Annotated in this window: 18 protein-coding genes and 1 tRNA gene; 13 read left to right on the top strand and 6 right to left on the bottom strand. The window is 71.3% G+C overall.

Annotated features, from left to right (window positions below; genetic code table 11):
- Positions 1–152 precede the first annotated feature (152 nt).
- Together ASF57_RS16025 and ASF57_RS16020 are read right to left on the bottom strand one after the other, a co-directional pair.
- Positions 153–926: a phosphatase PAP2 family protein gene (locus ASF57_RS16025; RefSeq protein ID WP_056181716.1), complete on the bottom strand. Its 774-nt coding sequence runs from the start codon at positions 924–926 to the stop codon at positions 153–155.
- Positions 927–1,135: 209 nt separating this feature from the next.
- The gene (locus ASF57_RS16020) at positions 1,136–1,666 is read right to left on the bottom strand and encodes a 2'-5' RNA ligase family protein (protein WP_056486010.1); all 531 of its coding nucleotides are present in this window, start codon (positions 1,664–1,666) and stop codon (positions 1,136–1,138) included.
- A gap of 147 nt (positions 1,667–1,813) precedes the next feature.
- Between ASF57_RS16020 and ASF57_RS16015 the strand changes: the two genes are divergently transcribed.
- From ASF57_RS16015 to ASF57_RS15980, 8 genes are all read left to right on the top strand, one after another.
- Complete coding sequence (locus ASF57_RS16015; RefSeq protein ID WP_056485027.1) at positions 1,814–2,797, top strand: hypothetical protein; 984 nt, start codon at positions 1,814–1,816, stop codon at positions 2,795–2,797.
- Positions 2,798–2,838: 41 nt separating this feature from the next.
- Positions 2,839–3,816, top strand: coding sequence for a glutathione S-transferase family protein (locus ASF57_RS16010; RefSeq protein WP_056485025.1), 978 nt, complete (start codon positions 2,839–2,841; stop codon positions 3,814–3,816).
- Between the two features lie 64 nt (positions 3,817–3,880).
- Complete coding sequence (locus ASF57_RS16005; RefSeq protein ID WP_056486007.1) at positions 3,881–4,366, top strand: hypothetical protein; 486 nt, start codon at positions 3,881–3,883, stop codon at positions 4,364–4,366.
- Positions 4,367–4,526: 160 nt separating this feature from the next.
- Positions 4,527–5,420 carry a thioredoxin gene (gene trxA / locus ASF57_RS16000; protein ID WP_056486003.1) on the top strand — a complete coding sequence of 298 codons (894 nt, stop codon included), beginning with the start codon at positions 4,527–4,529 and terminating at the stop codon, positions 5,418–5,420.
- A 28-nt stretch (positions 5,421–5,448) separates the two neighbouring features.
- Positions 5,449–6,117, top strand: coding sequence for an LON peptidase substrate-binding domain-containing protein (locus ASF57_RS15995; protein ID WP_056485023.1), 669 nt, complete (start codon positions 5,449–5,451; stop codon positions 6,115–6,117).
- A 27-nt stretch (positions 6,118–6,144) separates the two neighbouring features.
- Positions 6,145–6,351, top strand: coding sequence for a Trm112 family protein (locus ASF57_RS15990; RefSeq protein ID WP_056181705.1), 207 nt, complete (start codon positions 6,145–6,147; stop codon positions 6,349–6,351).
- Positions 6,352–6,364: 13 nt separating this feature from the next.
- Positions 6,365–7,366 (top strand): asparaginase, encoded by a 1,002-nt coding sequence (locus ASF57_RS15985; RefSeq protein WP_200935898.1) that lies wholly within the window; start codon positions 6,365–6,367, stop codon positions 7,364–7,366.
- Between the two features lie 198 nt (positions 7,367–7,564).
- The gene (locus tag ASF57_RS15980; RefSeq protein WP_056181702.1) at positions 7,565–7,960 is read left to right on the top strand and encodes a hypothetical protein; all 396 of its coding nucleotides are present in this window, start codon (positions 7,565–7,567) and stop codon (positions 7,958–7,960) included.
- Positions 7,961–8,236: 276 nt separating this feature from the next.
- On the opposite strand, the gene ASF57_RS15975 is transcribed toward ASF57_RS15980, so the two are convergent.
- Both ASF57_RS15975 and ASF57_RS15970 read right to left on the bottom strand, forming a co-directional pair.
- Positions 8,237–8,596, bottom strand: coding sequence for an STAS/SEC14 domain-containing protein (locus ASF57_RS15975; protein WP_056181699.1), 360 nt, complete (start codon positions 8,594–8,596; stop codon positions 8,237–8,239).
- Positions 8,597–8,649: 53 nt separating this feature from the next.
- On the bottom strand, positions 8,650–10,896 hold the full coding sequence (locus ASF57_RS15970; RefSeq protein ID WP_056485021.1) for a primosomal protein N': 2,247 nt from the start codon (positions 10,894–10,896) through the stop codon (positions 8,650–8,652).
- Positions 10,897–10,992: 96 nt separating this feature from the next.
- Between ASF57_RS15970 and ASF57_RS15965 the strand changes: the two genes are divergently transcribed.
- From ASF57_RS15965 to ASF57_RS15945, 5 genes are all read left to right on the top strand, one after another.
- Positions 10,993–11,700 (top strand): alpha/beta hydrolase, encoded by a 708-nt coding sequence (locus ASF57_RS15965; protein ID WP_056485019.1) that lies wholly within the window; start codon positions 10,993–10,995, stop codon positions 11,698–11,700.
- Positions 11,697–12,773 (top strand): ABC transporter ATP-binding protein, encoded by a 1,077-nt coding sequence (locus ASF57_RS15960; RefSeq protein ID WP_056485017.1) that lies wholly within the window; start codon positions 11,697–11,699, stop codon positions 12,771–12,773. The genes ASF57_RS15965 and ASF57_RS15960 overlap by 4 nt, the downstream gene beginning before the upstream one ends.
- Positions 12,774–12,921: 148 nt before the next feature.
- On the top strand, positions 12,922–13,932 hold the full coding sequence (locus ASF57_RS15955) for an extracellular solute-binding protein (protein ID WP_056485997.1): 1,011 nt from the start codon (positions 12,922–12,924) through the stop codon (positions 13,930–13,932).
- Positions 13,933–14,185: 253 nt separating this feature from the next.
- Positions 14,186–15,955 (top strand): iron ABC transporter permease, encoded by a 1,770-nt coding sequence (locus ASF57_RS15950; RefSeq protein WP_082504036.1) that lies wholly within the window; start codon positions 14,186–14,188, stop codon positions 15,953–15,955.
- A gap of 20 nt (positions 15,956–15,975) precedes the next feature.
- Positions 15,976–16,050, top strand: a tRNA-Val gene (locus tag ASF57_RS15945).
- Between the two features lie 37 nt (positions 16,051–16,087).
- Here ASF57_RS15945 and ASF57_RS15940 read toward each other — a convergent pair.
- Positions 16,088–16,531 (bottom strand): DMT family transporter, encoded by a 444-nt coding sequence (locus tag ASF57_RS15940; RefSeq protein ID WP_056485015.1) that lies wholly within the window; start codon positions 16,529–16,531, stop codon positions 16,088–16,090.
- A 426-nt stretch (positions 16,532–16,957) separates the two neighbouring features.
- Positions 16,958–18,160: a Na+/H+ antiporter NhaA gene (gene nhaA / locus ASF57_RS15935; protein WP_056485013.1), complete on the bottom strand. Its 1,203-nt coding sequence runs from the start codon at positions 18,158–18,160 to the stop codon at positions 16,958–16,960.
- Positions 18,161–18,194 lie beyond the last annotated feature (34 nt).

Genomic DNA, 18,194 nt, shown 5'->3' with positions numbered 1-18,194 from the left:
CTGCGGGTTCCGGGGAGGGAGCGGCGTCCGGGAGCCCCGAAAGCGCGGGGGCCGCAGGTCGCCTGTCCCCCGGGAACGTCAGCCCGGCGGGGCGAGTTCCGCCCCCCCTTGCCGACCTCCTTGCCGGGTGCCCCGCCCGGCCGGGCGGGCGTTCAAGCGTCCCGGGACGGGTCGCCGGAGCCGGTCGGGGCCTCCACCTCGCCGCGCTCCTGCAGGACCAGGGCGACGAACCAGCACAGGGCGGCCCAGGCGGCGCCGACGCACCAGCCCGCCACCACGTCGCTCGGCCAATGCACCCCGAGATAGATCCGGCTGATGCCGACCAGCAGGGTGGTGGAGACGCCGATGATCAGCACCAGCAGCTTGACGGCGCGCTGGCGGTCGACGCGGGCGATCAGGCTGGCCAGGGTCAGGTAGGCGATGGCCGACATCATGGCGTGCCCGCTCGGGAAGCTCGCGGTGAACACCTCCATGCCGTGGGGCACGAGGTCCGGCCGCGGCCGGTGGTAGAACAGCTTCAGCACCGTCGAGGCGAGTTCGCCCCCACCGATCGCCGCGACCACGAAGACGGCGATGCGCCGGCGCCCCGTCATCGCCAGGTAGGCGCAGGCCGCCGCCGTCACGAACACGATGGTGAAGACGCTGCCGAGCCCGGTGATGTCGCGCATGGTCTCTTCCAGCCAGCGCGGTCCGATCGGGTCCGAGAGATCGGCCGGGTTGCGCAGGGCCAGCAGGACCTTGCGGTCGAGGGCGGCGGTGGAGCCCTCGCCCACCTCGTTGGCCAGGGCGAAGAAGCCGTAGCCGAGCAGGCTGACCGCCAGCAGGGCGATGACGGGGCCGACCTCGTTGAGGCGAAGGGCCAACCGCAGGGCGTTCACCCGCGTGACGAGCGGGTTGTTCCGGTAGCCGGAGGGCAGGACGTTCATGCGGGCGACTTCTATGGATCGTGCGTCGGTCGGGGCCGGAGCGTGCCGGCGCGGGAGGCCTCCGGCGGCGCGAAAGCTCCCCGAGACACCAACGCCCCGCTCACGGAGCCGTTCGGCATAGACGAACGGCGGACAAGGCTCCATCCCGACACGGTTTCTGTGCGCGCGACGTCTCTCATCGGTCGCTCGCCCCTCGAAGCCTGATGGGCCTACCCGAACGAAACGCTGGCCCGGCGCTCCCAGGGGCCGCCGAGATAACGCCACAGCAGCAGGCCGGGCGCCGTGAATCGGAACGGCGTGAATTCCGCCTCGAGTTCGGCGTGCAGGGCCCGCGCGGTGGCCGGGTCGACCTTGTTCTGCACCGTGACGTGCGGGCGCCAGCCCTGCCGGTCCTGCGCGGTCAAGCCGTCCTCCAGGGACTCGAACTGCTCGGCGAGGCGAGCCCGGAAGGCCGAGAGGGCGTCCGAGGCCAGCACGTAGGCCACCCCTCGCCCGGTGAAGCGCAGGCCGGTCACCGCCACCTCCGGCGGCGTCTGGCTGCGCATGAGTGCCGCCAGGGTCTCGACGATGCCCGGCTCGCTCAGGCCCGGCAGGTGATGGAACAGGGTCGCGTGGGCGGGGATGTGGTTCAGCGCCTTGGGGAAGTGCCGGCGCCGCAGGCCGTCGAAGCGCGCGAAGGCGTCGGGCTCCATTGCCAGGGTGAGGATCAGCGGGTCGGGCGTCGGGCTGCGGTCTGTCATGATCCGTTCGAGATGGCGCGGGCGCGGCCGCATTCCAGGGTTTGGACGGGCCAAGGCTCGGCCGGGCCAGGTTTCGCGTGGGGCGCCATCGTCCCGGCCCGAGCGTCCGACCTGTTCAGAGGCGCCCGGGCCGGGTAGACAGCCCCCATGCGGCGCAGACACCGGGAGATCGTACATGTGGGGCGGGATGGCTGGCTCTTCTTGATCGGAGGCACCAACGGGGTCCTCGAGCAGTATCGCGCCACCCTGTCCCGCTGGTGGCGCCTGCGCGGCTGGGTCAAGCTCATCGAGACGCGGGCCGCCCGCGCCCAGGCGCTCGGCATCCGCTACCTGCACGTGGTCGTGCCGGAGAAGCTGTCGGTCTACGACGACCGCACCGTGGATCTGCGCTACGATCCGCGCCAATCCCCCGCCCGGGTGCTGGGGCGGCGTCTCATCAACAACCCCGCCTATGTCGACCTGCTGTCGCCGATGCGGGCGGCCCGCGACGGGCCGGTGCCGCTGTACTACCGCACCGACACGCACTGGAACTACGAGGGCTGCCGCTTCGCCTACCGCGAATTGATGCGGGCCTGCGGGGCCGTGCCCCCGGCCGATCTCGACGCGCGCCAGCGCTACGAGACCACGCGGGTGCGCGACCTGGGCGAGAAGCTGCCGGACAAGCCGGTCGAGACCGCGAGCCACGCCGTCCTCGACCGCGACGCGCAGCGCGTCTACGCCAGCCCCCTGGTCGCCGCCTACGAGGCTGCCGGCCGCGCCCCCGACCTGCATGTCGGCGCCCATGTGTGCTTCCGCAACGACCGTCCCGACATCGATCCCCGCACCCTCGTGCTGTTCGGCGATTCCTACGCGCATTTCGCGCCGATCATGCTGACCGGCATCCTCGCCGAGAGTTTTCGCGAGGTTCACTTCGTGTGGTCGTCGAGCATCGACTGGGCCTATGTCGAGCGGGTGAAGCCCGATCTGCTGCTGTTCGAGATGGCGGAGCGCTTCGTCACCCGGCTGCCGGACGACACCTTCGACATCGCCACCTATCAGAGGGGCGAGCACCTGGCCGCCGCCGATCCGGTGGCGCCGCCGGTCCAGGCACCAGAGGGCGAGACGCCTGAGGGACTTCCCGTCCAGGCCTGAACGCCCATGTTGGGCCTCAGGCGTGACGAAGGGACAGGATCATGGGGCTGCTCGTCGACGGGGTCTGGCAGGACACCTGGTATGACACCAAGGGTACCGGGGGGCGCTTCAAGCGCACCGACGCCAAGTTCCGCAACTGGGTGACGGCGGACGGCGCCCCCGGACCGACCGGGGCGGGCGGCTTTCCGGCCGAGGCCGGGCGCTACCACCTCTACGTCTCCCTCGCCTGCCCCTGGGCCCACCGCACCCTGATCGTGCGCGCCCTCAAGGGCCTGGAGGACGCGATCTCGGTCTCGGTGGTCGACCCGCATATGGGGGCGGAGGGCTGGGTCTTCGGCGACTCGCCCGGCGCCACCCCCGACACCGTCAACGGTGCGGCCCGTCTCTACGAGGTCTACCTCCGGAACGATCCCGGCTTCACCGGCCGCGTCACCGTGCCGGTGCTGTGGGACAAGCGGCGCGCCACCATCGTGTCGAACGAATCGGCCGAGATCATCCGCATGCTGAACGGCGCCTTCGGGGGGGCGGGGCCGGACCTCTACCCGACCGACCTCGCCGAGGCGATCGATGCCGTCAACGCCCGCGTCTACGATGCCGTCAACAACGGGGTCTACAAGGCGGGCTTCGCCACCGAGCCGGATGCCTATGCCGAGGCCTTCACCGCCCTGTTCGCCGAACTCGACGCCCTGGAGGCAAGGCTCGACGGCGCCCGCTACCTCTGCGGCAGCCGGCTGACGGAGGCCGACATCCGCCTCTTCACCACCCTGGTGCGGTTCGATGCGGTCTATGTCGGGCACTTCAAGTGCAACCGGCAGCGCATCGCCGACTATCCCAACCTGTCGAACTATCTGCGCGATCTCTACGCGCTGCCGGGCGTCGCCGGCACGGTGAACCTCACCCACATCAAGCGCCACTATTACGAGAGCCACCCGACCATCAACCCGACCGGCATCGTGCCCCTCGGGCCGGCTCTCGACTTCGACGCGCCGAACGACCGCGCCCGGCGCTTCCCGGCCTGAGCGCACCTGGCGCGCCGCCGCAGACCCTCGACGAATCGCAACCCAGCCTTACATCGGAGTCATGATGCTGCTCTCGACTGCCCGCCTCGTCCTCGCCGCCCTGCCGCTGATCGCGGCCGCGCCCGCCTTCGCCCAGACGGCCGTCAAGCTCGAGGGTCGCTGCGAGAAGCTCGTGATCGCCGGCAAGGACGTGTCGGCGACCTGCAAGAACACGCTGATGAATACGGTCTCGCGCAACCGCACGAGCTTCGACTTCGCGGCCGAGGGCCGGTCCCTCAGCTTCAGCGGCAACGGCGCCCAGCAGGAGCGCACCGAGGAGACCGATCCGCTTCAGCCGATCAACCTCGTGATCCCGAGCGAGACCACGAAGGACGGCGTGGTCCAGGGACCCCTGGTGGCGGTCGGCTCCTGCGCCTTCAGCACGCCGCAGCCGGGCAAGACCGCGATCACCTGCGAGGCGAACGCCGCCAAGGGCACCTACCAGGGCGTCTTCGTGACGGATACCAAGGCGCCGGACGAGACGGCGGCCGGAAGCGCGCCGGCGCGTTAAGGGCCCGGCCTCCGGGCGCGTCGTCGGGGCGGGGGCAGGGCCTGCAGGCTGCCGCTCTGGTCCAGACGCGCGGAGTTCCCATCTCTTGCTCTTGACGCGGGAGGCGATGGGTGGACAGACCCGGCCCTCCATCGATCCAAACCAAGGCCTCGAGGACGTGATGCTGAACGATGCGCCGATGCCGGGCGAACCCACCAAGGATGTGACCACGGCGAGCTTTCGCCAGGACGTCATCGCGGAATCGATGCACCAGCCGGTGCTGGTCGATTTCTGGGCCCCGTGGTGCGGCCCGTGCAAGCAGCTCGCGCCCGTGCTGGAGAAGGTGGTGGCGGCCTCCGCAGGCCAGGTGAAGCTCGTCAAGATGAACATCGACGAGCATCCCTCGATCGCGGGCCAGCTCGGCATCCAGTCGATCCCGGCCGTGATCGCCTTCGACAAGGGCCAGCCGGTCGACGGCTTCATGGGCGCCGTGCCGGAAGCCCAGATCAAGGAGTTCATCACGCGCCTCGCCGGCCCTGCCGGTCCGAGCCCGATCGAGCAGGCCATGTCCGAGGCCGAGGCGCTTCTCGGCACCGGCGACGTGGCCCAGGCCGCGCAGCTCTACGCCGCCGTTCTGTCCGAGGAGCCCGAGAACGTCGACGCGATCGCGGCGCTCGCCAAGATCCAGCTCGACGCCGGCGATATCGAGAACGCCAAGCAGCTGGTCGAGATGGCGCCGGCCGACAAGGCCTCCCATGCGGGGCTCGCCAGCGTGCGCGCTGCGATCGAGCTGGCCGAGCAGGCCGCCGCGCTCGGCGACCTCGGCAGCTTCCAGACCCGGATCGAGGCCGATCCGAACGATTTCCAGGCCCGCTTCGACCTCGCGCTCGGCCTCAACGGCCGCAACATGCGCGACGAGGCGGTGGACCAGCTGATCGAGATCGAGCGGCGGGACCGGACATGGAACGAGGGCGCGGCGCGCAAGCAGCTGCTCACGTTCTTCGAGGCCTGGGGCCTCATGGACACGGCCTCGATTCGCGGGCGGCGGCGCTTGTCGACGCTGGTCTTCGCGTGAGGCAGCCAAGCAACCGCGGGGGGACGCGATGAGCACGCATGCGGGCTACAAGGGACCGGCCGACTGCCCCGGACTGATCCCGGTCTTTCCCCTGCCCGGTGCGCTGCTGCTGCCGCGCGGACAGATGCCGCTCAATATCTTCGAGCCGCGCTACCTCGCGATGATCGACGATGCCCTGCGCACCGACCGGATCATCGGCATGATCCAGCCGGACGTGGAGGCCGGCGCGTCGCCCATGACCCCAAAGCTGTTCCGCGTCGGCTGTGCCGGGCGGATCACCCAGTTCGCCGAGACCGGTGACGGGCGCTATCTCATCTCGCTCACCGGCATCGCCCGGTTCCGGATGGAGAGCGAGCTGGCCACCACCACGCGCTACCGCCGCTGCCAGGTCTCGTATGACGACTTCGCCTCCGATTTCGAGCCGCGCGCCGGCGAGGAGGCGGTGGACCGCGAGGGTGTGCTGAAGGCCCTGCGCGATTTCGTCGAGGTCAACGACCTCAAGGTCGACTGGGCCGGCATCGAGGAGGCGCCCAACGAGGCGCTGGTCAACGCGCTCTGCATGATGAGCCCGTTCGGCGCCCGCGAGAAGCAGGCCATGCTGGAGGCCGCCGACCTCAAGACCCGGGCCGAGGTCTTGATCGCGGTGACCGAAATGGAGTTGGTGCGCGGGTCGGGCTCCGAGCCCACGCTCCAGTAGTTTTCTCCCGCGAAGGATACGCCCCAGATGGCCGATGACACCCCGAGCCCCGTCGAGGCCACACGCGTCGACCCCAAGCTCCTCGAGCTTCTCGTCTGCCCGCTGACGAAGACCACCCTGGAGTACGATGCCGCCCGGCAGGAGCTGGTCAGCCGCTCTGCCCGCCTCGCCTACCCGATCCGCGACGGCATCCCGATCATGCTGCCGGAAGAGGCGCGCGCGCTCACCGACTGACCGGCGCCGTATCGTGGCCGAGCGCTCCGTCAGGGCAGGGCGACCCACCATCGCCATCGTCGCCACCGGCGGCACCATCGCGATGCGGAACGATCCCGTCACGGGGGCGCCGGTCCCGGCCCTGACCGGGGCCGATCTCGCCGCCGCGGTGCCGGGCCTCGCCGATTGGGCCGCGATCGAGGTGGTGGAGTTCGCCAACGTGCCGAGCGCCTATATGGGCCCGGCCCTGTGGCCGGACCTCAGCCGCGCGGTGGCGGGGCTGCTCGACCGGCCGGAGATCGCCGGCGCCATCGTCCTGCACGGCACCGACACCCTCGACCAGACCGCGTACTTCCTCGACCTGACGCTCAAGAGCGACAAGCCGGTGGTGATGGTCGGCGCCCAGCGCAACGCGTCGGATGCCGATGCCGACGGCGCGCGCAACCTCCTCAGCGCCGTGCGCCAGATCCTGGCCCCGGGCGCAGGTCGCATGGGCGTCACGGTCACGCTGAACCAAAACATCAACGCCGCCCGCGACGTGCGGAAGACCCACACCCACAACGTCGAGACCTTCAACTCCGGCGAGGCCGGCTTCCTCGGCCATGTCGATCCGGACCGGGTGGTGTTCACCCGCCAGTCCCTGCGCCGCCAGACCCTGCCGCTGCCGGACCGGCTCGCGCGGGTCGAGCTGGTGGCCATGGCGGCGGGCAGCGACGGGCGCCAGCTCCGCCACGCGGTGGCGGATGGCGCCGAGGGCGTGGTGATCGCCGCCTACGGCTTCGGCAACGTCAACGAGGCCCTCCACGACGCGGTGGTGGAGGCGATCGCCGCCGGGGTCACGATCGTGGTGGCGAGCCAGGTGCCTCATGGCCGGGCGCTCCCGGTCTATGGCTTCAAGGGCGGCGGCAGCACGCTTCGGGCGGCCGGCGCCGTCTTCGCCGACGACCTCTCGCCGGACAAGGCCCGCGTGTTGGCGCTGCTCTCCCTCCCGATCACCCGCGATCGCGAAGCTTTGCAGCTGTATTACGATCGATAAAGGCCAGGCTTTCGGCCTGTTGTGCCCTGTTCAGGCAGTTTGAGACATACGTCTCGTCATGGGATTGCGGCGTCTGTCACAATCTTGCCGCTTCGGCGGGTATGCTCGACGCACTCTCAATCGATCGTCTGCTTGGAACGTCGGCGTGCCGCCTTGCGGCCGCGCCACGCACGGGCGCTGTTTGCCGAAGGATGATGCATGACCAAATTCGTGGTGGTTCTGGCGCTCGGAGCCGGCCTGTCCTCGCCCGCGATGATCCCGGCCGCCGCGCGTGACGGCGGAAACTTCAACGGGGCGTGGTCGGTCGAACTCGTGACCGAGACCGGCATGGTCTGCGACAGCCGCTATACCTACGCCGTGTCGGTGCAGGAGGGGGCCGTGCGCCTCGCGTCGGCCTCCGGTTCGGCCAGCGTGAGCGGCCGCGTCGGCCCCGACGGCACGGTCGGCCTCAACGTCTCCAACGGCACCGCCTCGGGCGCCATCTCGGGCCGCCTCCAGTCGCAGAGCGGCGGTGGCACCTGGAAGGTCTCCTCCCTCTGCTCGGGCCGCTGGACCGCCCGCCGCCAGACGACGCGGACCGCGCAGGCGGACTGAGCGCGCGGGCGATCCGCCGCGCCGCGCCCGTGACAGCAGATTCGCGCATCTCGAAACGCGACGTGGGCCTCTTCCCCAGTGACTCTCGGGCCTGCCCGAGTTCCGTCGGACGGGTGAGGAAGCGTTGGAGGTTGGAGGTGGCTCTGCCAGCCTCCGCCGGCTGAGGGTCACTCAACCACCACCATCCCGAGCCTCTCCCCACAAAGGGGACCTCTCCCCACAAAGGGGGAGAGGGACGGGCGCTCTGGATTTGGTCCCAGAAATCGATTCAGCCCCTCAGGCGGCGGCGAGCCACTGGCGCGCTTCTTCGATATGCGCGCGGTCGAAGGTCTTGATCTGGGCCGGGGAAACCTTGCCGAAGGTGTCGGCGATCATCCGCAGCCAGGAGGCGTCGGTCACCAGGGCGACGTGGCTGACGCCCTTCATCATGGCGAGGCCGAAACGCGGGTCCTTGAAGAACGCGGCCGGCTCCATGCCCTTGAACTCACGGACGTCTTCCAGGAGCTTGATCTTGCCGCCCTTGTCGAGGTCGGCCTGCATGGCGGTGATGACGGTGTTCATGTCCGCATCGGTGATCTGTCCGTCGACCACGATCTCGGCGACGCTCGAATCCGGCTTCTTGGTGTAGGTCAGCACGTGGGGCACTCCTCAGGGGATCGAACGCTACCCAAGCGAACGTCGCGCCAGCGTTATAGGAAACTCTGCGGGTCCACGTCGATGGCGACCTTCACGTTGCCGCGAATCTTCGGACCGCGCGCCAGCCATTCGCGCAGGTAGGTCTGCAAATCGACGGCGCGCTCGGTCTTCACCAGCAGCCGGAAGCGGTAGCGCCCGCGGATCAGCGCCAGGGGCGCCTCGGCCGGCCCCAGCACCATCACGCCCTCCGGCGGCTCGGCGGCGCGGGCCAGCGCCTGCCCGTGCGCCTCGGCCACGTCGCGCTCGTTGGCCGAGACGATCAGGGCGGCCAGCCGGCCGAAGGGCGGCAGCCCCGCGGCTTCGCGGGCGCCGATCTCCTCCTCGTAGAAGCGCTCCGAATCCCCCGACAGCAGCGCGGCGATCACCGGGTGGTCGGGCTGGTAGGTCTGCAACAGGGCGCGGCCCGGCTTCTCACCGCGCCCGGCCCGGCCGGTGACCTGCTGCAGCAGCTGGAAGGTGCGCTCGGCCGCGCGCGGGTCGCCGGAGGTCAGCCCGATATCGGCGTCGAGGACGCCCACCAGGGTCAGGTGCGGGAAGTTGTGGCCCTTGGCCACGAGCTGCGTGCCGATGACGATGTCGCAGCCGCCCTCCGCCACGGTCTGGAGTTCGGCCCGCAGGCGCTCGGCCCCGCCGGGAAAGTCGCTCGACAGCACGATGACGCGCTTGTCGGGAAAGAGCTCGGCGACCTCCTCAGCGATGCGCTCCACGCCGGGGCCGCAGGGGGTGAGATTGTCGAAGGTGCCGCATTCCGAGCAGGAATCCGGGCGCCGCTCGGCATAGCCGCACTGGTGGCAGACCAGGGCCCGGCGGAAGCGGTGCTCCACCAGCCAGGTCGAGCAGTTGCGGCACTGGTAGCGGTGGCCGCAGGCCCGGCACAGGGTGAGGGGCGCGTAGCCGCGCCGGTTGAGGAACAGCAGGGCCTGGTCGCCCGAATCCACGGTCTCGCGCACCGCCGCCACCAGGGCCGGGGCGATGAAGCGGCCGCGCTCGGGCTTGTCGGCGCGCATGTCGATGGCGGCGATGTCGGGCAGGCGCCGGCCGCCGAAGCGCTCGGGCAGGGCGACCCGGAGGTAGCGCCCGCGCTCGGCATTGACCCGGGTCTCGATCGACGGGGTGGCGGAGGCCAGCACCACCGGGCAGTTCTCGATGCGCCCGCGCACCACCGCCATGTCGCGGGCGTGGTAATGCACCCCGTCCTCCTGCTTGTAGGCGGCCTCGTGCTCCTCATCGACCACGATCAGGCCGAGATCGGCGAAGGGCAGGAACAGGGCCGAGCGGGCGCCCACCACCACGGCGATCTCGCCCGCCGTGACCCCGGCGCGGATGCGCTCGCGGCGCTTGCCCCCGACGCCCGAATGCCAGGTCGCCGGGCGTACGCCGAAGCGCTCGGCGAAGCGGTCGAGGAACTGCGCCGTCAAGGCGATCTCGGGCATCAGGATCAGCGCCTGATGGCCGCGCCGGACGCAATCGGCCACCGCCTCGAAATACACCTCGGTCTTGCCCGAGCCGGTGACGCCCTCCAGCAGCACGGTCGGCGCCTTGTGCTCCACGCCGGGGGGCGCGACCTTGCCGTCCGCCGGCAGGGGATCGCCGATCGCGTCCGTCGCCGCCGGCTCGGCCGGAGCGGGGTTCATCAGCGCCACGAGGTGGCGCACCGCCGCCTCCTGCGCCTCGGAGAGCGGCACCCGGGCATGGTCCGGGTCCGGCGGCAGGGCGACCGGCTCGGGGGCCAGGGCGAGCGCCTCCAGGGCGCCGTCATCGATCAGGCCGTCGATCACGCTCAACGAGACGCCCGCCTCCTTGGCGAGCGCGCTCTTGCCGCGCAGCGTCCCGTCCGCCGCCACGGCGAGCACCTTGGTGCGGGCGGCGGTCGGCCGCGCCGGGGCCTTGCCGGAGGCCCGCACCCCGACCCGCACGGTCTCGGTCAGGGCCGATTCGTCGGGCAGGCGCAGGGCCATGGCCAGGGCCGAGCCCTTCGGCGCCAGGGTGTAGCGGGCGAGCCAGTCGACCAGTTCGCGCAGGGCGTCCGGCAAGGCCGGCACGTCGAGCCGGCCGGTCACGGGGCGCAGGTTCGAGCCGCCTGGGCTCTGGCGCACGCCCCAGACGACGCCCACGGTCTCGCGGGGGCCGAGGGGAATCTGCACGACCTCGCCGACCGCCAGATCGAGCCCGGCCGGAACGGCGTAGCTGTAGGCGCTGTCGAGCGCCAGCGGGATCAGGATCTCGGCGATGCAGGGCATCGGGCGGGGCTTTGATGGAACATAACCGGAATATAAGCATCCTGGTGGCAATGCGCGACCGTTGCGCAGCCGATCGTGGCGAGGAGGTGCACCAGGATGGACGAACCCGGACGATCGGCGCCCGGCGATGCGGACCTCGAGGGGGTGCTGCTTCTACACGGCCTCGCCCGGCGGGCCGCCTCCATGACCCGGCTGGAGGGTACGTTTCGCGCGGCCGGGTTCGCGACGCTGAACCTCGACTATCCCTCCCGCACAGCCGGTCTCGGCGATCTCGTGACGGTCATCGGACCACCCGCAGCCGCCTTCGCCGCCCGGGTGCGGACCCTGCACGTGGTCACCCACTCGATGGGTGGCCTCCTCGCCCGGGCGTGGCTCCGCACGCAGCGGCCGGCCAATCTCGGACGAGTGGTGATGCTGGGGCCGCCGAACGGCGGGAGCGAGGTCGCCGACCGGCTCCACGGCTTTCGCGCCTACCGGCGCTTCTTCGGTCCGGCCGGAGCCCAGTTGACGACCCGGCCGGACGATCGCCTCCGCGACCTCCTCGGCGCCATCGACTATCCATTGGGAGTCATCGCGGGCGACCGCACGCTCTATCCCGTGGAATCGTGGCTGATGCTGCGGGCTGCCAATGACGGCCGGGTCACCGTCCAGCGCACGCGGGTCGCGGGCATGGCCGACCACATCACGTTGCATGCCAGCCACGGCCTGATGATGCGCAACCCCGCGGTCATCGCCGAGACCCTCCGCTTCCTGCGGACCGGAGGGTTTTCGCCGTCGGCCCGCGGTGACACAAGGCTCGCATGAGCTTCGATGCGCCCCAGCCCGCCCCCACGCCGCCGCGCCTCGATCTGCACGGCATCGGCCTGCGCTTCGGCGCGGTGCGGGCGCTCGCCGACGTCTCGCTCCAGGTGCAGCCCGGCGAGATCCTGGCGCTGCTGGGCGATTCCGGCTGCGGCAAGAGCACGCTCCTGCGGGCCATCGTGGGGCTGGAGCAGCCGGACACCGGCACCATCCGCCTCGACGGCACGGTGGTCAGCGAGGGCGGCCGCGGCGTTCCGCCGGAGGCGCGCGGCGTCGGGCTGATGTTCCAGGACTATGCGCTGTTCCCCCACCTGACGGTGGCCGAGAACGTCCGCTTCGGCCTGCATGCCCGGTCCGCCGCCGAGGCCCGCGTCTTCGCGGCGGCGCGCCTGGAGCAGGTCGGCCTCGCCGACCGGTCCAACAGCTATCCGGGCACCCTGTCGGGGGGCGAGAGCCAGCGCGTCGCGCTCGCCCGCGCGCTGGCGCCGGGACCGCGCATCCTCCTCCTCGACGAGCCGTTCTCGAATCTCGACCGGCGCACCCGCGACCGGGTCCGCGACGACACCCTCGCGGTGCTGCGCGCCAGCGGCACCACCACGCTCCTGGTCACCCACGATCCCGAGGAGGCCCTGGGATTTTCCGACCGCATCGCCCTGATGCGCCGGGGCCGCATCGTGCAGGTCGGCACCGGGCGCGACCTCTACGAGCGCCCCGGGAGCCACTTCGCCGCGCGCTTCTTCGGCGACCTGATCGCCTGGGCGGGCCCCTGCCGCGCGGGCGCCCTGGCGACGCCGTTCGGGCCGGTGCCGGCGCCGGGACGGGCCGAGGGGACGGCCCTGCGCTACTGCCTGCGCCCGGAAGCCCTGCGCCTCGGCGCAGCGGGGGCGGGCCTCGACGCGATGGTGACCGGGCGCCGCTTCCTCGGAGCGCATGCGCTCCTGACTCTGGCTGTCGAGGGCTTCGCCGAGCCCCTGCGGCTGCCCGTGCCCGACGCGGATTCCCGGCAGCCCGGCGACCGGGTCGGCCTCACCGTCGCGCCGGAGAGCGGTTTTATTTTTGGCGACGAACGGGATTAAAAGACGATCCGCGCCTGTCCCGGCGCCTAGTCTGCGCCTGTTGTTTGGAATTGGTTTAAGTCTAAGACATCATCCTTGCTTTTTTCGCCGCGATGCTTCTGAACACCCGTCGGGTTCAGCGGAGAGGGTATCGGCGATGGCGGGCGGGATGCGGGTGATCGGGTTCGCGGGGCTGATGCTGGCGACCGTGATGGGCACGGCCTCGGCCGCGGAGGTGAACCTCTACACCACCCGCGAGCCCGGTCTGATCCGGCCCCTGCTCGACGCCTTCACGGCCAAGAGCGGCATCACCGTCAACACCGTCTTCGTCGAGAAGGGGCTCGCCGAGCGCGTGGCCGCCGAGGGCGCCCGCGCCAAGGCCGACGTGCTGATGACCGTCGATGTCGGCAACCTCATCGACCTCGTCGACCGCGACCTCGCCCAGCCGGTGCGCTCCGGCGTGCTGGAGGCGGCGGTGCCCGCCACCCTGCGCGACGCCGAGGGGCGCTGGTTCGCCCTGTCGATGCGCGCCCGCGTGCTCTACGCCGACAAGGACCTCTCCGATCTCACGGCCATGACCTACGAGGGACTGGCCGATCCGAACTGGAAGGGCAGCCTGTGCCTGCGCTCGGGCCAGCACCCCTACAACACGGCGCTGATCGCCCATTACCTCGTCAAGCACGGGCCCGAGAAGACCGAGGCGTGGCTGCGCGCCCTCAAGGCCAACCTCGCCCGCAAGCCGGCCGGAGGCGACCGCGACGTCGCCCGCGACATCCTCGCCGACACCTGCCAGATCGGCCTCGGCAATTCCTACTATGTCGGCCTGATGCGCTCCGGCCGCGGCGGACCCGAGCAGCAGAAATGGGGCGACGGCATCAAGGTGGTGATGCCCACCTTCGCGGGCGGCGGCACCCACGTGAACATCTCGGGCGCGGTGGTGTCCAAGACCGCGCCCAACCGTGACGAGGCGGTCAAGCTCCTCGAATACCTCGTCTCCGACGAGGCCCAGGGCCTCTACGCCAAGGCCGATTACGAGTACCCGGTGAAGGCCGGCGCCCCGATCGACCCGCTGCTCACGGCGCTCGGCCCGCTGACCATCGATTCCGTGCCCCTGGTGGAGATCGCCCGCAACCGCAAGGCGGCGAGCCTCCTCCTCGACAAGGTCGGCTTCGACAATTGAGGGCGCTCCAACCCTCCCCCTTCCGCGGGGGAGGGGGCCTGCGCAGCAGGCGGGCCGAGACGAAGTCCCGCCAGAGGGGAAGCCCTCTCCGGGCATGTCGCGCCCCTCACCCGACCCGCTGACGCGGGCCACCCTCTCCCGCAGAGGGGAGAGGGACGGGCGCAACGCCTTCACGGCGTGCGAGCAGGCCGGTCCCTGCGGGAGAAGCGCCCACACGTTTGGCCGATCCATCGCAGACGCATTCGAGACCCGCATGACCGGGGCCGCCCCCGCCCTCTCGTTCACCCGCAACGCACGCGGCCTCGCCTGGGGCGCCGCCGGGCTGGCGTTATGCGTGTTGGTGCTGAGTCCGGTCGTCGCCCTCATGGTGGCGGCCGGAGAGGGCGCCGGTGACGCGGCGGGCGGGGCCCTGTGGCCCCATCTCGTCGCCCACGTGCTGCCGCAGGCGCTGCGCGACACCGCCCTGCTGCTCGCCGGGGTCGGCGTGCTGGTGATCGCCCTCGGGGCCGGATCGGCCTGGCTGGTGGCGGCCTACGACTTCCCCGGGCGGCGCCTGCTCGAGGCCGGATTGCTGCTGCCGATGGCGGTGCCGACCTACATCGTCGCCTTCGCGTATCTCGACCTGCTGCACCCGATCGGACCGGTCCAGACCACCCTGCGCGATCTCCTGGGCTATGCCCGCCCGCGCGACCTCGTGCTGCCGGAGATCCGCTCGCTGCCCGGCTGCATCCTGCTCCTCGGCTTCGTGCTCTACCCCTACGTCTACCTGCCGACCCGGGCGCTGTTCCTGATGCAGGCCGCCAACCTCATCGAGGCGGCGCGGATGCTCGGGCGCTCGCCTTCCGGGACCTTCCTGCGCGTCGCCCTGCCGATGGCGCGCCCGGCCATCGCGCTCGGGGCGAGCCTCGCCCTGATGGAGGCCCTCAACGACATCGGGGCGGCGGAATTCCTCGGCGTCCGCACCCTCACGGTCCAGGTCTATGCCACCTGGGTCAACCGCTCGGATCTCGCCGGCGCGGCCCAGATCGCCCTGGTCATGCTGGTGGCGGTGGTGGCCCTGGTGGCGGTGGAGCGCTGGGCCCGGTCGGGCCGGGGCTTCGCCGGCACCGCCCAGCGCCCGCGCCGGCTCGCCCGGCAGCGGCTGTCGGGGCCACGCGCCTGGGCCGCCCTGGCCCTCGGGCTCGTGCCCGTGGCGATCGGCTTCGCGATTCCCGCGAGCTACCTCGCCCATGCCGCCCTCCGGCGGGTGCTGCGCAGCGGCCTGCCCGAGACGATCCTGCCCGAGATCGGCTACACCCTGCTGTATGCGGGAATCGCCACGCTCCTGGCGGCCGCCCTCGGCTTCGTGGTGGCGGCCGGCCCGCGCCTCGTGGCGCGCCGCTGGGGCGAGGCGCTGATCCGGGTGGCGAGCCTCGGCTATGCCCTGCCGGGCGCGATCCTGGCCATCGGCCTGCTCGGCCCCCTGGCGCTCGCCGACACGGCCCTCTCGGCCGGCACCACGCAGCTCTTCGGCATCGCCCCGGCGCTGATCGGCCTCGGCACCGGCGGCGCCCTGGTCACGGCCTACCTCGTACGCTTCCTCGCGGTCAGCATCGGCACCTGCGAGGCCGGGCTGGCCCGCGTGCCCCGCAGCCTGCCCGATGCCGGGCGGATGCTCGGGCGCGGCCCCGGCGCCACCCTGTGGCGGGTGCAGTTCCCCCTGGCCTGGCCGGCCGTGCTCAGCGGGGCCCTCCTGGTCTTCGTCGATTGCGTCAAGGAATTGCCCGCCACCCTGCTGCTGCGCCCTCTCAACGTCGAGACCCTCGCGACCCACCTCTACGGCGAGGCGGCACGCGGCACCTACGAGGACGGCACCGTGGCGGCCCTGCTCATCGTCGCCGTCGGGCTCGTGCCGGTGGTGATCCTTCTCCGGCTCGGGACCCCGCGCCCCGAGGCCGGGCCGGAACGCGCCGGAGCCGGGGTCAAACCCGCCGGGCCCGCGACAGAACCTGCCGATCAGCGCTTGACGCCGCTGCGCCCATAGCCCTAGAAGGCCCTCGGTCCGGGTGCGTAGCTCAGCGGGAGAGCATTCGCTTCACACGCGAAGGGTCACAGGTTCGATCCCTGTCGCGCCCACCATTCCCTTCGAAGCCGCCCCGACGCTTCGACGATCCCTTCAGAAGATCGACACCAGCACCAGGCCGCCGACCATCAGCAGGCAGCCGAGGATGCGCCCCGTCCCCGCCGCTTGCTGGGCGAAGCCGAGCCATCCGTGATGGTCGAGCAAGGTCGAGGTCAGGATCGCCGCCGTCACGGTGATGCCGGTGAAGACCGCCGCGCCGAGGCGCTCCGCCCGGAAGATCATCGCCAGCACGTAGACCCCGCCCATGGCGCCGCCGGCCCAGGCCCACCAGGGCACGCCCGCGACCCGGGCGGTGCCGGGCCAGGCGAGGCCGACGAACGGCACGGCCAGCAGATAAACCGCCGCATTGGCCCCCGTCACCACGAAGGCGGCGAGGATCGGCTGGCCGAGTGCCCGCGAAAGGGTGGTGTTCGCCCCCGCCTGGACCGTGTTCAACACGCCCGCGGCGGCCGCGATGAAGGCGATGAGGAGGGGCATGGCGTGTCCGTCTCGGTCCCGGCATCCGACCGGACGCGGAGGCGTGCCGGTCTGGCGTTGCTGCCACTCGCGACAACCGCTGCGCCGGCCCGAGCTTTCAGACCTGCGACGTTCCTGCGCAGTCGGGGAGACGGTGTCCGGAACAGTGTTGTCGAGGCGCGGGCTCTTCTCTCCCCCTCTGCGGGCTGGTGTGGGGAGTGTCCGGAGCGGTCACACACCTCACCCCAGGCCTCTCCTTCCGGGAGAGGGAGCCTCGTGGGGCTTGAAGCCCATCCGCAGATGACCTCCAGTACACTCCTCTCCCGCCTGCTCCTCAGGCACTTTCTCCCTTAACGGGGTGACGTACAGCACGCGGACGGCACCAGGATGGGCGCGCCCGACAGCGCGCAGGCAGGCAGGCGCCCCCGCTCGTCCCGGCCAGCCCCCTCAGCGGCCGCGTTCGGGCGCCCCCAGCTCGCGGCGGGGTGCGACCACCAGCACCAGCGCGCCGGCCAGCATGCAGACGATCGATCCGGCCAGGACGCCGACCTTGGTCTCGGATTCCAGCTCCGGCGCGCCGGCGAAGGCCAGGAGTCCGATGAACAGGCTCATGGTGAAGCCGATGCCGCACAGGAGCGAGACCCCGTAGATCTGCAGCCACCCGGCCCCCGCCGGCCGCTGGGCGAGGCCAAGTTTCACCGCCAGGACGACGAGACCGAACACCCCGGCCTGCTTGCCGACGACGAGGCCGAGGGCCACGCCCAGGGTCACCGGATCGAGCAGCATCCCGGGCGTGAAGCCCGCGAGGGACACGCCCGCATTGGCGAAGCCGAAGATCGGCAGGATCAGGTAGGCCGACCAGGGCTGGATCGCGTGTTCGAGTCGGTGCAGCGGCGAGGTCGGGTCGTCCGGCCGGCCGGTGCTGAGGCGCAGCGGGATCGTCAGCGCCAGGAGCACGCCCGCGACCGTGGCGTGAATGCCGGATTTGAGAACGAAGACCCAGAGCACCAGCCCGAGCAGCAGGTAGGGCGACAGGCGGCTGATCCCGGCCCGGTTCAGGCCGTAGAGCAGGGCCAGCGTCACGGCCGCTCCGCCGAGCATCGGCACCGACAGGTCGGCGGTGTAGAACAGCGCGATGATGATGACGGCGCCGAGGTCGTCGATGATCGCCAGGGCGGTCAGGAAGATCTTGAGCGAGACCGGCACCCGGGACCCCAGCAGCGCCAGCACCCCGAGGGCGAAGGCGATGTCGGTGGCGGCCGGGATCGCCCAGCCTCGCATTGTCTCGGGCGAGTGCCGGTTCACCGCCAGGTAGACCAGGGCCGGCGCAGCCATTCCGCCGAGGGCGGCAAGCCCCGGCAGGATGCGGTCCGGCCAGGTCCGCAGCCGCCCGTCCAGCATCTCGCGCTTGATCTCGAGGCCGACCAGCAGGAAGAACAGCGCCATCAGGGCGTCGTTGACCCAATGCAGCACAGTCAGGCCGCCGAGCTTCGCCTGGAGCGCCGAGACGTAGGCGCCGGCCAGGGCGGAATTGGCCACCCCGAGGGCGAGGGCGGCGCTCGCTATCAGGACGAGGCCGCCACCGGCCTCGCTGGTGAGCGTCGAACGGAGGGCCGAGAACGGCCGCCGGAGCGGGGACGGGGCGTGCATGCCCTCCGGCTTACAGGGATCGGGCGGGGGTTCA

Source organism: Methylobacterium sp. Leaf117 (genome assembly GCF_001422985.1).
Classification (GTDB): Bacteria; Pseudomonadota; Alphaproteobacteria; order Rhizobiales; family Beijerinckiaceae; genus Methylobacterium.
This window is presented reverse-complemented; position numbering and strand designations above follow the sequence as displayed.

What these genes read in the sequence shown, in the direction of transcription:
- nhaA (WP_056485013.1), bottom strand. Translation starts at nt 18,160, where the DNA reads ATGCACGCCCCGTCCCCGCTCCGGCGGCCGTTCTCGGCCCTCCGTTCG.
- ASF57_RS16025 (WP_056181716.1), bottom strand. Translation starts at nt 926, where the DNA reads ATGAACGTCCTGCCCTCCGGCTACCGGAACAACCCGCTCGTCACGCGG.
- ASF57_RS16005 (WP_056486007.1), top strand. Translation starts at nt 3,881, where the DNA reads ATGCTGCTCTCGACTGCCCGCCTCGTCCTCGCCGCCCTGCCGCTGATC.
- ASF57_RS15980 (WP_056181702.1), top strand. Translation starts at nt 7,565, where the DNA reads ATGACCAAATTCGTGGTGGTTCTGGCGCTCGGAGCCGGCCTGTCCTCG.
- ASF57_RS16010 (WP_056485025.1), top strand. Translation starts at nt 2,839, where the DNA reads ATGGGGCTGCTCGTCGACGGGGTCTGGCAGGACACCTGGTATGACACC.
- ASF57_RS15955 (WP_056485997.1), top strand. Translation starts at nt 12,922, where the DNA reads ATGCGGGTGATCGGGTTCGCGGGGCTGATGCTGGCGACCGTGATGGGC.
- ASF57_RS16015 (WP_056485027.1), top strand. Translation starts at nt 1,814, where the DNA reads ATGCGGCGCAGACACCGGGAGATCGTACATGTGGGGCGGGATGGCTGG.
- ASF57_RS15960 (WP_056485017.1), top strand. Translation starts at nt 11,697, where the DNA reads ATGAGCTTCGATGCGCCCCAGCCCGCCCCCACGCCGCCGCGCCTCGAT.
- ASF57_RS15950 (WP_082504036.1), top strand. Translation starts at nt 14,186, where the DNA reads ATGACCGGGGCCGCCCCCGCCCTCTCGTTCACCCGCAACGCACGCGGC.
- ASF57_RS16020 (WP_056486010.1), bottom strand. Translation starts at nt 1,666, where the DNA reads ATGACAGACCGCAGCCCGACGCCCGACCCGCTGATCCTCACCCTGGCA.
- ASF57_RS15940 (WP_056485015.1), bottom strand. Translation starts at nt 16,531, where the DNA reads ATGCCCCTCCTCATCGCCTTCATCGCGGCCGCCGCGGGCGTGTTGAAC.
- ASF57_RS15965 (WP_056485019.1), top strand. Translation starts at nt 10,993, where the DNA reads ATGGACGAACCCGGACGATCGGCGCCCGGCGATGCGGACCTCGAGGGG.
- ASF57_RS15995 (WP_056485023.1), top strand. Translation starts at nt 5,449, where the DNA reads ATGAGCACGCATGCGGGCTACAAGGGACCGGCCGACTGCCCCGGACTG.
- ASF57_RS15990 (WP_056181705.1), top strand. Translation starts at nt 6,145, where the DNA reads ATGGCCGATGACACCCCGAGCCCCGTCGAGGCCACACGCGTCGACCCC.
- trxA (WP_056486003.1), top strand. Translation starts at nt 4,527, where the DNA reads ATGCTGAACGATGCGCCGATGCCGGGCGAACCCACCAAGGATGTGACC.
- ASF57_RS15970 (WP_056485021.1), bottom strand. Translation starts at nt 10,896, where the DNA reads ATGCCCTGCATCGCCGAGATCCTGATCCCGCTGGCGCTCGACAGCGCC.